Consider the following 12,728-nt stretch of genomic DNA (forward strand, 5'->3'; position numbering starts at 1 on the left):
ACCGCGTCCCTGCTTCTACGGACATCCTGTTCATGCTGGCCCGGCGCGGGCACTCGCGCTGGCCGTGAATAGTGAGTGCGCTCCCGATACCTCGACAGACACGATGACGTCTTCCACCTCAAGCGTGCATGAACGCAGCGAGGCGTCATTTTCTGCGGCGACCTGCTTGGCCAATGCACAGGCCCCAGAGGACTCTGACGTTGCAGCAACCGCGGACGGCGTTGACGTTGTGCTCGCCGTCGAGAACTCGGGTGTCACGTTATCCGGGCCGGGACTCGGTGCCGCGTCTTCCGACCCGGCGTTTATAGGCACCGTGGAGGCAATGGCGTGGTCACCGTCGGCAATGGTTTCTTGTAGTGCGTACGCCGCTGCGAGTGCAGACAAATCCGCTGCTCTATCCGCTTTTCTGGAGTCGACTACCTTAGCCCCAACGGCGACCAGCGTTCCGAAAACACCAATGACCACTGTGCACACCATCGCTCCCACAACGGTCATCGACCCCCGGCACCAGAATTCACGTGTGCCCACGGTGCGTTCCCCCTCCATATTGTGTCTGTTGTTACGGCACTAGTCATTCGTACCCACGTATCTAGCGCGCACGTATCGCAATCAGTTGGACTTAACCGGATCAATCAGCGTCGCTTGAACTTCCGATGCTCTCTTCGTTCACGGCCACCGACGTCGACTCCGCATCTTTCAGCGGGTTCTTCACTGTCACCGTTACTTTCACGAAGCCGGGCTGACCTCCCGCGCCGGGAGTTGTCGTCACCGTCATGGTCGAGTTTTTCACTGCGCTAGCCAGGTGTTTCTCGACTTCAGAGCGGTTTTCTCCTCGTGCGATCGCGCGCGCCGCGTTGGCCGACGCCTCCGTTGCGACCACCTGATTCGCCACCGCCATAACCCCCACAATGACCATTCCCACGACGACTAGCACCATGGAGATCGCGCACGCGGCTTCGATAGTGACGCTTCCCCTCGCCCACCACGACGCCGTGGCGGTGGGTTGAGGAGCGTCAGAATCGGGCTCGTTGTTCTCCACGATGCACGGGCCGGAGGAGACCGGCATGATGTCGTCGGTCAACCGCGAGCTTATTGATGCCCGGTTCACTTCTTTTTGCTGTTCAGAGCAGCTTCGATGATTCCTTTGAGGGCATTTTCTACCTCGCCGCCTGAGACGATGACGTAGAGCAGCCCGGCAAATGCGGCCGCAGCTACACATACCAAGGCGTATTCCAAGGTGGCCATACCGCGCTCGTTGAACAGCGCCGCGCGGGCCCGGTCCCACCACCTCATGGGCGAGGACTCGGGCTCGTCCGCGATATCCGAGATAGAGATGTCATCCGAAGGAGAATCGACGGATCGCGAAGAGAGTTGAAGGGCAGTGGCCTCTGGTGTGTGCTGCTCAGCGTGTGGCGATTCTGTATCTGCCGGTAGTTCAGCAATCTGGTTGGTGGATACTGCGTGGGTAGTTACTGCACAAGTCATAATGAGTCCTTTCGAAAAGATGGCGAATTCCAGGCCGCACCCCAACAGTGAGACCTAAAACGCCAGGTCAATAAATATGGAGAGATAAAACCGAGGAGAACCAGCAAGCGGAATACTGCGGTGGTCCACGACCACCCATCGGCCTCTGAATCATGAAACTCCCCGTCGTCATGACAACCCCGATAGCAATCCGATAGCGATAGGAACTAGCCCCACCGCTATAAAGGCCGGAAGGAAACAGAAACTCAACGGCAACGCCACATACACGCTGGCTTTCTCGGCCTCCGCCACCGCCTGGTCCGTCGCCCGATGCCGCATATGCATCGACAACGCACCGATATCGGCTGCTAACCGGGCACCCGAGCGGGCACTCCGACGCGCACGCCGAACAAAATCGCCGAGCACCTCATTCTCGGCGCACAATGCCCACGCGATGTCGGAATCCACCCCCATCGCCAACCGGTTCGCCGTGCCCTTCCAGACGTCAACAAATTGGGACCCGCCACTATCGGCAACCGCCCCCACCGCTGCGCCTACCGGAAGGCCACACGACAAACACGCTTTCACCAGGTCCAAATCAGCGGCCGCATTCAACATGGCCCCCGCACGCCCCGCACTCCCGACGTTCTTCTTCACCGCAGTCATACCGCCACCGCCTTCGCCATGAGCGCGCGAGACCACTCCAGCCCTATGACCTCCAAAACAACCCCCACCAGGAGCAACAGGCCGCCGAGCTGCGTCGTCAATAAAAACTGAATGGAGCCTGCACCCATGGACTGACCCATCGCCACTCCAACGAGGGGCAGAAACATCAGCACGCGAGTCGACGCTCGAGGGCCCGCCAACGAGGCCTCGGTCCGCTCCTGGTGATGGAGCTTCGCCTGGAGATCTGCGGCCGTGGCCTGCATGACCTCCGCCAAAGGCACGCCAGTGCGGTGCGACACCAGCCACGCTCGGGCGATCGCCTGGCGCCCCACCTGATCCGGCTCGCAGGACCACGTGCTCAACGGAGCACAAGGAGCGCCCAACCAGGCACAATGGTTCACCATCGTGCGAAGCTGGCGAGCGACCTGGCCTTCCATGTCGTCCGCGCCGTCCATTTCGTCGGCAACGTGACGAACCGCTACCAAGGGGCTTGCACCGGCCAGGAGCTCACTCGCGATCATGCTGCTGGCCTGCGCCCACTGAGCTATTACTTGGCGTTGGTTAATGCGAACCTGCTTATCGCTGCGGGCTCGCTGGCCCTCCACCACCGCGATCACACACGACAGCGGGACACCCACCGGGATCATCGCGCACCACCTCGCACAACGCGCTCCCACAATGGCCATGCATCGGTGCGGCCACCATCCGCCGCCCACACCATCACCACTCCAGACGATGAAATGCCTGGATACAGCGGTTGTTCGTCGTTCCCCTTCCCGTCGGTTAAGGACGAATTCATCCCTACTGGCGGAACCACTCCCACACTCGCGAGACGACGCGACGAGGCCCGCTCAACGTGGACAACAACCCGAATCGCGGCGCGGAATTGCGTTTTCACCGACTCCGGAGACATCCCCGCCATCGCACCCAGCGCCTCGCACCGCGCCGGGATTTCCTCCGGCCCGTTCGCGTGAATAGTTCCGCAACCCCCGTCGTGACCAGTGTTTAAAGCCGCGAAAAGTTCCTGAATCTCGGCACCACGGATTTCACCCACCACGATCCGATCCGGCCTCATCCGCAGCGTCTGCTTCACCACGTCGCGCAACGTGATCTCCCCCTGCCCTTCCACATTGGGCGGAGTCGTCGTCAACGCGACAACATGCGGGTGCCGGGGGTGCAGCTCACGAGTGTCCTCCACGCATACGATCCGCTCGTCCGGCGACACCTCCGCAAGCAGGGCGGACAGCAGCGTCGTCTTGCCCGCGCCCGTCCCACCGGACACCACAAACGCCTGACGGCTGCGCACCAACGAGCGCAACTCGTCAGCCATTTCGGGCGGCACGCTGCCACTGCGAACAAGATCATCAAGGCTGGTCGACGCCGTCCCCAGCACGCGCAACGACAAACACGGGTACTCGACGACAGGCGGTAGCACAGCGTGAACACGAACACTCCCGCCGGCAGAGTCGCGTCGATAAAAACCGTCCGCATATGGCGACGCGTCATCCAAGCGATGCCCACATGCAGCAGCTAACCGAACGGCTGTCGCCCGCACGTGGTCGTCGTCGCGGAAGGGAGAATCCACCCGACACAAACCGGCTGGGCCATCAACCCACACTTCCGAAGCCCCATTGACCAGCACGTCAGTCACATCCGGCAGATCCAGCAGCGGCTCCACGGGTCCGGCACCGTGGATCTCTTCACGAATCCGACGAACTTCTTGCACGACGCCCGACATCCCGATGCCGGGATATTCCGCCCGTACCGCTGCGGCAATTGCCGACGTGGACGTATCGCCATTGCCCTGCGCAAGCCTCATGCGGATTCGGTCGCTCACTGCCCCCGCTTGCGCCGGGCCCCCTGCCTGCGCCTGGGTTACTGCCGGCGCCGAAGCGTCGTCGGTATGGGCGGTCGAATTATCAGTGCCCGAATGACACGCCTGCACAAAACTCCGAACCCTGCTCATGCTGCTAGCTCCCCCATGCTCGCGGCACGGCTCTGAGCACTGCTCATGGCGCACTCGTCGACCGGCAACGATGGCATGCTGTTCTTTATGTAGCCGTCCGCGATCTCACGTAACCCGGACACCATGCGCGCGAAACTCGACCGCCCACACAGCCGAAGGCCCGATTCCTCGATTTCCTTCGCGATCTTTTTCTCGGACGTGAACTCAGCCACCACCGGCATCGACGTCACGGATTCAACGTCTTTGGCCCCAACCGACGAGACCGCCTCATGCTTCACCACAGCCACCGGGTCCGCACCGCCCTGACGCGCCGCCCTCGACCACCGCACCGCACCGCCTAAACCACGCAATGTCGCAGGAACGACTACAAAAACGCAATCGCAGCCAGTGAAGCCCGATGCCTCCCACCACATCGCCCCCGACACATCAACCACCACCGATAAGCCCTCACGAGCGAGCGAACCGGCCACCCGCTGCACCAATGCCCCTCGCTGATTCCACTCCACGGCCGTCGGAGTACCGCGCCCCACCGACAACACACCCACGCCCTCTGGGGTCGCGGGGATATTCGCCGCCACCGCACGCCCGTCAACCCCACCGTTTTCCCACCCTCGCACGCTCACGTCACCCCACCTCATGCCCGGCTCACTTTCCACGCCGAGGAGGACATCGTCCGCGCCGGACACACAATTCGCGTCCACCACCACAGACCCACGCCCTGATCGAGCCCATGACAACGCCAGACCGGCCGCAACAGTGCTCCCACCTGCGCCACCGACAGCAGAAACGACCGCTATGCAACCGCCCGATACAGCACCTCGGGAGCATCGCGTCGACAATGCTTCCACCAAGTCGCCCGACCGTGCAGGCAACACCATGACGTCCTCGGCACCCACCTGGACCCCGCGCTCCCAAGGCGGAGTGCCCGCGCACACCACGAACATGCCGCGCCGGGGAGGGAGCGATAATGACGACACCTCGTCCAGGCCCCCGCAATCGGCCACCACGGCGTCGGCACTGCGCCACCGGGACGCCAACGCTGCATCCATCAGACCGTCGATAAGCGAAAATCCCAGAACAGCCGCACATTGTTCGACTTCTGATAACAAGTGGGGGTCCGCCACCAGGGACACAATTTCTTTCGAGGACATGGCGCCATCGTGGCAAAAACCGGCGGCAGATCGTGCCGAAAAAGTGGCGGCACATCGGCCTCATTGTGGATAAAAAAAGTTATCCACAGGTTTCAGGCGCACACAACAGAGCACCGGTTCAACTTGGAACAGTGGCCTTTAGGGATGCCGAGCAACCGCCTACAGATATAGAGCGACGGCCCGCATCAGGGGGGGATCGATGCGGGCCGTCTTACCCGGCTCGGGGGGATGGCCGGGGCGGGCCACGCTCCTCACCCTTCAAGGGAGGGGGGCCTGCGCCAACAATTTTGGCACATCAAAGGCGCAGAATGCAACACCTTTTCTAAATACCCCCGCTCTGATGCGGAAAATCGCGCTCACCACTGACAATGCCCCCGTTTACCCTCCACCCGGACATGAAGAAAACAATGGCCACCCCTGTCTGGAAATTCGTCCCCACAGCCGTCGAATTAAACAATGCCCGTTTCCTCAGTCACTATTGCCGTAATCCACCCCCGTTAGAGCTATTAAATCTCTTAACAAGCCCAACAATGTACAAACTTTTCTGTCCAGGATTTCTTAATACGGCCTCAATCGCTATTTTCCCTAGCGCATGGCACAATTAGGTGAGAAAGTTTTGATTTCCCCATGTTTTAATGCGCAGGAGGATGCCCGTGAGCTCCACGAACAAAAATGGCTTGTACACCGATAGCTCAAACTCGGTTTTCCCCGAGGTAGGTAGCATCCCTCTCCGCGATGCGGATACTCACGCAGCAGGTCAAGGCAGCATTAATCGCCTGGTCAAGGACGCGTCCGGCCAGATCACTACCCTCGTTCGCACCGAGATTGAGCTCGCCAAAGCGGAGCTCACCCAGTCGGTGAAGAAGGGCGCCATTGGTGGAGCGATGTTCGCCGTGGCCGGCATTATCGCTTTCTTCAGCGCGTTCTTCCTCTTCTTCACCCTGGCAGAAGTGCTTGACATCTGGCTCTACCGCTGGGCAGCATTCGCCATCGTCTTCGCCGGAATGCTCCTACTCGCAGGCATTTTCGCGCTCATCGGGCTCAAGCAAGTCAAGCAGGTGAAGAAGCCAGAAGCGACCATCGATTCCTTCGGCAAAATCCCCGAGGTCGTCCCTAGCGGTTCATCCAAGACCGCGAGCTCGAAGAACGTCGAAACTGCTGAAGGTCTCTACAGCTAAACGCTAGAAACACTCAGCACCGACGTGGGTTCAGCCACGTCGACACCACACCACCGACGATGCCCCGCTGCATCGTCGGTTTTTTGGTTCCGTCTACCGTCGAACCTCATGATTTGGTAAACCTGGTGTGTGCCTCAACGCCCGACGAACCCCTCCGCCATTGAACTCTATGGCCCGTGGACCCATCACCTGTACCACAGCCGGGGAGTTCGCATTCACTGCGCGGACAGCGGGAGCCCCGACGCCCCCTTAGTGCTGCTGGTTCACGGTTTCGCCGGCGGATGGTTCGACTGGCAATCCGTCCTCCCCTTGCTCGCGGAGGATCACCACGCCGTCGCCATAGATCTCCGCGGCTACGGCCTCTCCGACAAACCCCCTCACGGCTACGACCTGGGCACAACGGCGCTAGACATCGCCGGACTCGTGCTCGCGCTGGGGCATACGTCGGCAACTGTGGTGGCCCACGGAGAGAGCGTGCCCGCAGCAGTGATCGCTGGCCTGACCGAGCCGCAGCGCATTAAGCGCGTCGTGGCCCTCAATCCCTCGCATCCGCGCCAAAACGTCGACGTCGTTACCCGCCACCCGATCCGGCACCGCGACCGGATCAAGGTCGGCATGGCCACTCGTTTCCCGCGGCTGGGTGAACGCTGGCTGAAAGCCGATCACAGCTTGTTCCTTGAGCAGATCGTCGCCCATCTAGCTGGCTCCGCGTTCCGGTACTCCGACAGTTTCGACGAATATCTTGCGATTCGACGCTTCGCCATGGGCGTTGAGCGCGTCGCCTATTACGCGTGCCTGCGCCACCGAAAGGCCGCGGTGGCGACAATGCCCCGCGGAACAGCGCAAACCGTGCTGGCCGATTGGTCCGGCTGGAATGAACTTGAGTGCTCGACACCCCCGGCTGTGCGCGTCCTCCACGGTGCCGAGGACCCTTTGATCACGGCGTCGAAGACGGCTCGCGAGACTATTGCCGACGCCGACCACGTCACCGTCGTTCCCAGCGCGGGGCATTATGTCCACATGGAGGCGCCCCACGCGGTACGCGATGCTGTGGCGGCCGTGGAGGAAGCGTAGCCTACTTAGCCACGCACGACTTCGTGTCCACCGCGGACCGCAAGTTCTGGACGTTCTCCACCGATCCCAGCGATTCCATGATCTCGTGGTTGGTCAGCGCGTATCCGGTGTCTTGGTCGTCCACCCCGGCACCGAAGATAAGCCCGAGGACTTCACCGTCGCCATCGACAACGGGCCCACCGGAGTTACCCTCGCGGACCAATCCGCGCAGCGTATAGGCCTCGCGCTGGACGCGGTCGGTAGAATAAATATTCGGCCCGTCAATGGTCAAGCGGTCACGGACGCGCGCGTTTTCCACATCGAACGGCCCGCCCAAGGGGTACCCGAGCACTGCCGCATCGGACCCCGTCGTCGCGGGCACATCATCCAACTCCAGCGGGCTTAAGCCCAGGTCCACGGCGTGCAGCACCGCGATGTCCTTGTCGGGGTTGAAATACGTGACAGTGGCAACATCCTCACCGTTAACTGTCCGCAGCTTGACCTCATTGGATCCGGCAACGACGTGGGCGTTGGTCACCACAGTGTCGGGGGCGATCACAAAACCGCTGCCTTCCAGCATCTTTCGGCACTGCTGTGCCGTCGATAAGACCTGAACAACCGAGGGCCGAATCTCGTTCAAACGCTGAGTGGACAAAACGGAATCCGCCGGCGCGGGAACATCCTTATTCGGCAGTTCACCGAACGGATCGGTCAGCGTCGGCATGCCGTTCTGGTTGAGGAACATGCCAACCCGGCTGCCCCAGTTGTTCACCTGCTGCGGGGCCAGGGAGTCCACCGCCCCCAACACCTTCGAGTTGCGGAGGGCTTTGGAGAAGTCGCCCGTGGACACTGAGACCACGGGCACGGCGATCATCCACACGACGACGATCGCAGTAAAGACTTGAACAACAGCACCAACGGCTGCATCGGCCTTATACACCGCACGGGTGCGGATCATGTTGCGCAGAGCGATGCCGATGGAGGACCCTATGGCGTACCCAATGATGACGGCGAGAACCGCGATGCCTAGGGCGAAGAGGAATCGGGTGTTGTTGTCGTCGGTCTGGGCCATCGCGTACGGGGCAGCCCACATGCCGACCATGCCGCCGATGAGAACGCCTATGACGGCGGCGATGGAGGATAAGCCGCCTTGTCTCCATCCGGAATGCATCGCCGATAGTGCGATGAGCACAATGACGATGTCCACAATGGTGGATCCGCTCATTCAGTGTCTCTCAGTTCTTGTGGTTGGGGTTATCAGGTTGGTGGAGGGTGTTTCTCCGCCACCGAGTCACCGGTTCATTGTTCGCCGACCGAGCAAGCGTCTCTGCAAGATCGTACACAGGTGAAGCGTTCCATGGTTTCTCCCAACCCGCTTCGCGGAGAAGCCCATCCACTAACCCGCCGGTAAAACCCCAAAGTAGAAGGTCTCCTATCCAGAAGGCGGGTCCGGTCCACCCTTGCCTGCCGACGGTTATTCGTGTCGACGGGTCCGCCAGGTGTTCCAGAGGTATGGCGACGACGTCGGCCACTTCGGCGGGGCTGGCGGGGTAGACGTGGGTGGGGTTGTTCCAGTACGCCAACACCGGCGAGACGACGTTTCCCGTGCGGGGGATGAGGATCGGGTGAAGGACCGCCAGCGGCGACATCGTGTCGGGGCGGACAGCTGTCTCCTCCTGCGCTTCTCGTACGGCGGTGTCGATGGGCGTGGCGTCCTCGGGGTCTTTCCGCCCACCAGGGAACGCCATTTGGCCCGAGTGCGACCGCAACGTGGGCGCGCGGTGGGTCAGGAGCAGCCGGGCGTCCTCGGGGTAGGGCGTGCCGGGTGTGGGCTCGTATGCGGGGTCGCCGGCCAGGAGCATAAGCACTGCGGACGGGCGGGTTGCGTCGTTAAGCTGTGGCCTCCGCCGGGATAAGTCAGAGAGTTGACGACGAATACCACCATCGCGGGCGCGCTGCGTGATCGCGCGAAGCCACGGCGGAACCGCGTCGGGCAGCGACGGCTGAGTGGGCTCTGAGAACGACATGGGGAACCCTGTTTTCACGTGTGACCTCCTACACTTCGCAACGCCTCTGATCAGGATACGGCCTGGCGGTCGCGCTCGGTGGGAGTTTCCGGGCTATCCGATCGGCCGCGAGCCCGCTAGCTGAGCGCTGCGGTGACCGCCGACTCTAATTCGCTGGTGCTGGTGAATGTTTGTGGGTACACCTTGGCCACTTCTCCATTCGGTGTGAGAACCGCCGTGATAGGGATAACCGACGGCAACTTCAACGCCCGGGCAACGTCGCCACCCGAGTCCTGGAAGCTGGCCAAGTGGTCCACGTGTAAGTCGGAGAGCACGCCGACGCCAGCGTCACCATTTTTATCGGCGTGCACGCCGACGACGTTCCACTCCGGATGGGACTGGGCCACTTTGTCAACGATCGGAAGTTCCTTCTTACACGGCTGACACCAGAAGGCCCACAGGTTGATGACGGTGGGCTTGCCCGCAAGGTTGCGGCTTAATGGTTGGGCACCGGCCTCGCTTGCGGAGTTACCCAAGCAGGGCAGTGTCACCGACCCCAGAGGCGAATTGGCGTCGTCCGAGCCCTCCGAACTCCCCGAGTCTTCCGAGTTCCCCGAGCCTTCCGCGCTGGTCGCCGCGGTGTCGGAGCCCTCAGTGGGGCATGCCGGTCGGCCGGTGGTGGGGTTGGAGGCGGGGGAATCTGCGCCTTCCGAACTATCGTTGCTACCAGAGCCCTGACCAGCGGGATTATCCGATATCGCCGCACCCGAATGTGCATCATTGTGGCTGGATGTCGAGCGCAGCATGAGAGGAACCGCGCAGATCACCAAACCCGTGAGCACAGCGATGATCAGGATGGTCCAGCGTTGTTGTCGTCCCATCAGTGGCCCCCTAGCGCGAGATCGAGGATACGGTCACGCTCTGGGCCTTTGACCAGCTTCTCAGCCTCGTCGGGATTCGTCGGCCCCCACACACCAAAACCGCGGCAGTCCTTCGCCAAGAAGCACGCACCGCACGCGGCCTTCCGAGAGTGGCACACACGTCGGCCATGAATAATGACTTCGTGGGAGAACGGTGTCCACCGTTTCTTCTCAATTAACTGGGCGACGTCCTGCTCGACTTTTTTCGGGTCCTTCGCGTCCGTCAATCCGAACCGACGCATCAGGCGGCCCATATGAGTGTCCACCGTGATCCCCGGCTTTCCGAACGCATTCCCCAGGACAGTGTTCGCCGTCTTGCGCCCCACCCCCGGCAGCGAAACCAAGTCCGCCATCGTGTCCGGGACGGCACCGTCGAAACGAGCGACGAGTTCATGTCCCAGCGAAACCAAATTCCGCGCTTTGTTGTGGTAAAACCCCGTCGAGCGGATGTATTCTTCGACTTCCTCGACGCTGGCGTTGTCCAGATCCTCCGGGCCGGGGAACCGCTGAAACAACGCCGGCGTCACCGTATTCACCCGACGATCCGTGCACTGAGCAGACAAAATCGTGGCGACGACCATCTGATATGGATTATCAAAGTTGAGTTCCGCTTTAGCGTCCGGATACGCGCGGTGCAGCGCGCGGGAGATCCTCCGCGCACGACGGACCTTGGCAAGCGGAGTCTCGGTAGTGGCCATGCCAACACCATAGCGGGCGCCCCGGACATAACGTCGGTATGGTAGACCACATGGCCGGTTTATTTGCCCTCCTCGCACCATTCATTCTTATGGGATTCGCCATTGGCATGGAACGCTACGAACTCTTCGCGAAGAACGCCGGGAGGAAGAAGGCGTCGAGTCCCGGCGTCGAGGCGCACTAGGTACTAGAGAAGCACCCGCCCCGGCAGCCCGAGCCCGCGTCACGTCGTCAAGCGGAGAGTTCTTACCGCAATTCGCTGGTTCCGTCGACAAAAAATAGTGTGTTCTTCGCCACTATGGAAGCTACGATAACGTAGGATACGTTATCAACGGGAGTTTACTTCTGAAAACGTGACCAACCGCACAAGCAGCGGTTTTGTCAATTCATCCCTGAAATTGGGCATTTTTTACGAACTTTCCGCCTTTTTATTGATTATTCCTCTCTATAAAACTCCCGCGTGAGGCTATTCCTAAATCGGACAAAGCTCTCACTTTTGGCGTGCCACGTAGTAATGTGAGGTGCGATACAGCGACGGGTGCGGTATTTAGTATCTAACACAGACGGCCGCGCACCGTGGCACTCGACCCTACTGCGAGAAGTGGAGACTACGTTGAGCGACGTCACCGAGATCCTCTCCCGTGCCGGCATTTTCCAAGGCGTTGACCCAGTTGCCGTCCGGAACCTCATCCATGATCTTGAGACGGTGCGATTCCCGCGAGGCACCACCATTTTCGACGAGGGTGAGCCCGGCGACCGCCTCTATATCATTACCGAGGGCAAAGTGAAGCTGGCCCGCCACGCAGCCGATGGTCGTGAAAACCTTCTGACCATCATGGGCCCCTCGGACATGTTCGGCGAGCTGTCCATCTTCGACCCGAACCCGCGCACATCGTCGGCTATCTGTGTCACTGAAGTGTCCGCCGCCACGATGAACTCGGAGAAACTCCACCAGTGGATTAATGACCACCCGGCCATCTCTGAGCAGCTGCTTCGGGTGCTCGCGCGTCGCCTGCGTCGTACCAATAATTCTCTGGCGGACCTTATTTTTACTGACGTTCCCGGGCGCGTAGCGAAAGCGCTGCTCCAGCTTGCCAACCGCTTCGGTGTTCAGGACAACGGGAACTGGCGTGTTCACCACGACCTCACTCAAGAGGAAATCGCGCAGCTTGTTGGTGCATCGCGCGAGACTGTCAACAAAGCGCTCGCCGAATTTGCTCACCGTGGCTGGATCCGGCTCGAGGGCAAGACCGTCGTTATTTGCGACAGCGAACGCCTGGCACGTCGCGCGCGGTAATTAGGTAGCCACACCGACGCACGGACGTTCGGCGGGTGATAGCCACGACGTCGGCGGCGAAGCCGGTAGACGGAAAACTGCGGGGAAGCTGCACCTGGAGCCCGCGTGGAACCCGAAAAGTGTGGGGGAATATGCGCCCAAAAATAAAAGTGCGGGGGGATATGGCTATTTTTCGGCCATTTTTCGCCCATATTCCCCCGCAGTTTTCAGCCACGCGGACACATTCTCGTCGTATAACTCACAAACGCGCAGAACTTAAACAAACGCAAAGCAGCCCGAGACTTCCCGGGCTGCTTAATTCTCTCCAGCGTGGCTTTTCTCGAGCGCTACT

The 12,728-nt window shown here is 60.9% G+C and carries 15 protein-coding genes; 4 read left to right on the forward strand and 11 right to left on the reverse strand.

All coding sequences use genetic code 11. The features are described 5' to 3' along the window. Nucleotides 1–30: 30 nt before the first annotated feature. From JMN36_RS04185 to ssd, 7 genes are all read right to left on the reverse strand, one after another. Nucleotides 31–528, reverse strand: coding sequence for a pilus assembly protein TadG-related protein (locus JMN36_RS04185; RefSeq protein ID WP_221923909.1), 498 nt, complete (start codon nucleotides 526–528; stop codon nucleotides 31–33). A 100-nt stretch (nucleotides 529–628) separates the two neighbouring features. Next, nucleotides 629–1,108 carry a TadE family type IV pilus minor pilin gene (locus JMN36_RS04190; protein WP_221923910.1) on the reverse strand — a complete coding sequence of 160 codons (480 nt, stop codon included), beginning with the start codon at nucleotides 1,106–1,108 and terminating at the stop codon, nucleotides 629–631. Then, the gene (locus JMN36_RS10685) at nucleotides 1,105–1,485 is read right to left on the reverse strand and encodes a DUF4244 domain-containing protein (RefSeq protein WP_236881691.1); all 381 of its coding nucleotides are present in this window, start codon (nucleotides 1,483–1,485) and stop codon (nucleotides 1,105–1,107) included. The genes JMN36_RS04190 and JMN36_RS10685 overlap by 4 nt, the downstream gene beginning before the upstream one ends. A 168-nt stretch (nucleotides 1,486–1,653) precedes the next feature. Next, on the reverse strand, nucleotides 1,654–2,130 hold the full coding sequence (locus JMN36_RS04200; RefSeq protein ID WP_221923911.1) for a type II secretion system F family protein: 477 nt from the start codon (nucleotides 2,128–2,130) through the stop codon (nucleotides 1,654–1,656). Beyond that, the gene (locus JMN36_RS04205; RefSeq protein WP_221923912.1) at nucleotides 2,127–2,777 is read right to left on the reverse strand and encodes a type II secretion system F family protein; all 651 of its coding nucleotides are present in this window, start codon (nucleotides 2,775–2,777) and stop codon (nucleotides 2,127–2,129) included. Before JMN36_RS04205 ends, JMN36_RS04200 begins: the two co-directional genes overlap by 4 nt. Next, nucleotides 2,774–3,949 (reverse strand): TadA family conjugal transfer-associated ATPase, encoded by a 1,176-nt coding sequence (locus JMN36_RS04210; RefSeq protein ID WP_412728583.1) that lies wholly within the window; start codon nucleotides 3,947–3,949, stop codon nucleotides 2,774–2,776. The genes JMN36_RS04205 and JMN36_RS04210 overlap by 4 nt, the downstream gene beginning before the upstream one ends. A 143-nt stretch (nucleotides 3,950–4,092) precedes the next feature. Further along, on the reverse strand, nucleotides 4,093–5,247 hold the full coding sequence (ssd, locus tag JMN36_RS04215; RefSeq protein WP_221923914.1) for a septum site-determining protein Ssd: 1,155 nt from the start codon (nucleotides 5,245–5,247) through the stop codon (nucleotides 4,093–4,095). Nucleotides 5,248–5,900: 653 nt separating this feature from the next. On the opposite strand from ssd, the gene JMN36_RS04220 reads away from it, so the two are divergent. After that, nucleotides 5,901–6,425 carry a phage holin family protein gene (locus tag JMN36_RS04220; RefSeq protein ID WP_012732594.1) on the forward strand — a complete coding sequence of 175 codons (525 nt, stop codon included), beginning with the start codon at nucleotides 5,901–5,903 and terminating at the stop codon, nucleotides 6,423–6,425. A 129-nt stretch (nucleotides 6,426–6,554) separates the two neighbouring features. Continuing rightward, entirely contained in the window at nucleotides 6,555–7,499 is a 945-nt protein-coding gene (locus JMN36_RS04225) for an alpha/beta fold hydrolase (RefSeq protein WP_221923915.1), read from the forward strand. Nucleotide 7,500: 1 nt separating this feature from the next. Here JMN36_RS04225 and JMN36_RS04230 read toward each other — a convergent pair whose 3' ends face one another. The 4 genes from JMN36_RS04230 to nth all read right to left on the reverse strand — a co-directional run bounded on the left by JMN36_RS04230 (nucleotide 7,501) and on the right by nth (nucleotide 11,102). Beyond that, entirely contained in the window at nucleotides 7,501–8,703 is a 1,203-nt protein-coding gene (locus tag JMN36_RS04230; protein ID WP_221923916.1) for a MarP family serine protease, read from the reverse strand. Nucleotides 8,704–8,713: 10 nt separating this feature from the next. Continuing rightward, the gene (locus tag JMN36_RS04235; RefSeq protein ID WP_052292427.1) at nucleotides 8,714–9,523 is read right to left on the reverse strand and encodes an NUDIX hydrolase; all 810 of its coding nucleotides are present in this window, start codon (nucleotides 9,521–9,523) and stop codon (nucleotides 8,714–8,716) included. 98 nt (nucleotides 9,524–9,621) lie between these two features. Continuing rightward, on the reverse strand, nucleotides 9,622–10,365 hold the full coding sequence (locus JMN36_RS04240; protein ID WP_012732598.1) for a TlpA family protein disulfide reductase: 744 nt from the start codon (nucleotides 10,363–10,365) through the stop codon (nucleotides 9,622–9,624). After that, nucleotides 10,365–11,102, reverse strand: coding sequence for an endonuclease III (nth, locus tag JMN36_RS04245; RefSeq protein ID WP_041628938.1), 738 nt, complete (start codon nucleotides 11,100–11,102; stop codon nucleotides 10,365–10,367). The genes JMN36_RS04240 and nth overlap by 1 nt, the downstream gene beginning before the upstream one ends. Before the next feature lie 50 nt (nucleotides 11,103–11,152). On the opposite strand from nth, the gene JMN36_RS10875 reads away from it, so the two are divergent. After that, on the forward strand, nucleotides 11,153–11,284 hold the full coding sequence (locus JMN36_RS10875) for a hypothetical protein (protein WP_260623998.1): 132 nt from the start codon (nucleotides 11,153–11,155) through the stop codon (nucleotides 11,282–11,284). A 429-nt stretch (nucleotides 11,285–11,713) separates the two neighbouring features. Beyond that, nucleotides 11,714–12,397: a CRP-like cAMP-activated global transcriptional regulator GlxR gene (gene glxR / locus JMN36_RS04250; protein ID WP_012732600.1), complete on the forward strand. Its 684-nt coding sequence runs from the start codon at nucleotides 11,714–11,716 to the stop codon at nucleotides 12,395–12,397. Nucleotides 12,398–12,728: the final 331 nt, after the last annotated feature.

Origin of the sequence: Corynebacterium pseudokroppenstedtii (genome assembly GCF_019754945.1) — a bacterium.
In the GTDB taxonomy this organism is placed as follows: domain Bacteria; phylum Actinomycetota; class Actinomycetes; order Mycobacteriales; family Mycobacteriaceae; genus Corynebacterium; species Corynebacterium pseudokroppenstedtii.

Coding starts and splice junctions, on each gene's coding strand:
- JMN36_RS10685 (WP_236881691.1), bottom strand. CDS start 1,485: ATGACTTGTGCAGTAACTACCCACGCAGTATCCACCAACCAGATTGCT.
- JMN36_RS04200 (WP_221923911.1), bottom strand. CDS start 2,130: ATGACTGCGGTGAAGAAGAACGTCGGGAGTGCGGGGCGTGCGGGGGCC.
- JMN36_RS04205 (WP_221923912.1), bottom strand. CDS start 2,777: ATGATCCCGGTGGGTGTCCCGCTGTCGTGTGTGATCGCGGTGGTGGAG.
- JMN36_RS04210 (WP_412728583.1), bottom strand. CDS start 3,949: ATGAGGCTTGCGCAGGGCAATGGCGATACGTCCACGTCGGCAATTGCC.
- ssd (WP_221923914.1), bottom strand. CDS start 5,247: ATGTCCTCGAAAGAAATTGTGTCCCTGGTGGCGGACCCCCACTTGTTA.
- JMN36_RS04230 (WP_221923916.1), bottom strand. CDS start 8,703: ATGAGCGGATCCACCATTGTGGACATCGTCATTGTGCTCATCGCACTA.
- JMN36_RS04240 (WP_012732598.1), bottom strand. CDS start 10,365: ATGGGACGACAACAACGCTGGACCATCCTGATCATCGCTGTGCTCACG.
- nth (WP_041628938.1), bottom strand. CDS start 11,102: ATGGCCACTACCGAGACTCCGCTTGCCAAGGTCCGTCGTGCGCGGAGG.
- JMN36_RS10875 (WP_260623998.1), top strand. CDS start 11,153: ATGGCCGGTTTATTTGCCCTCCTCGCACCATTCATTCTTATGGGATTC.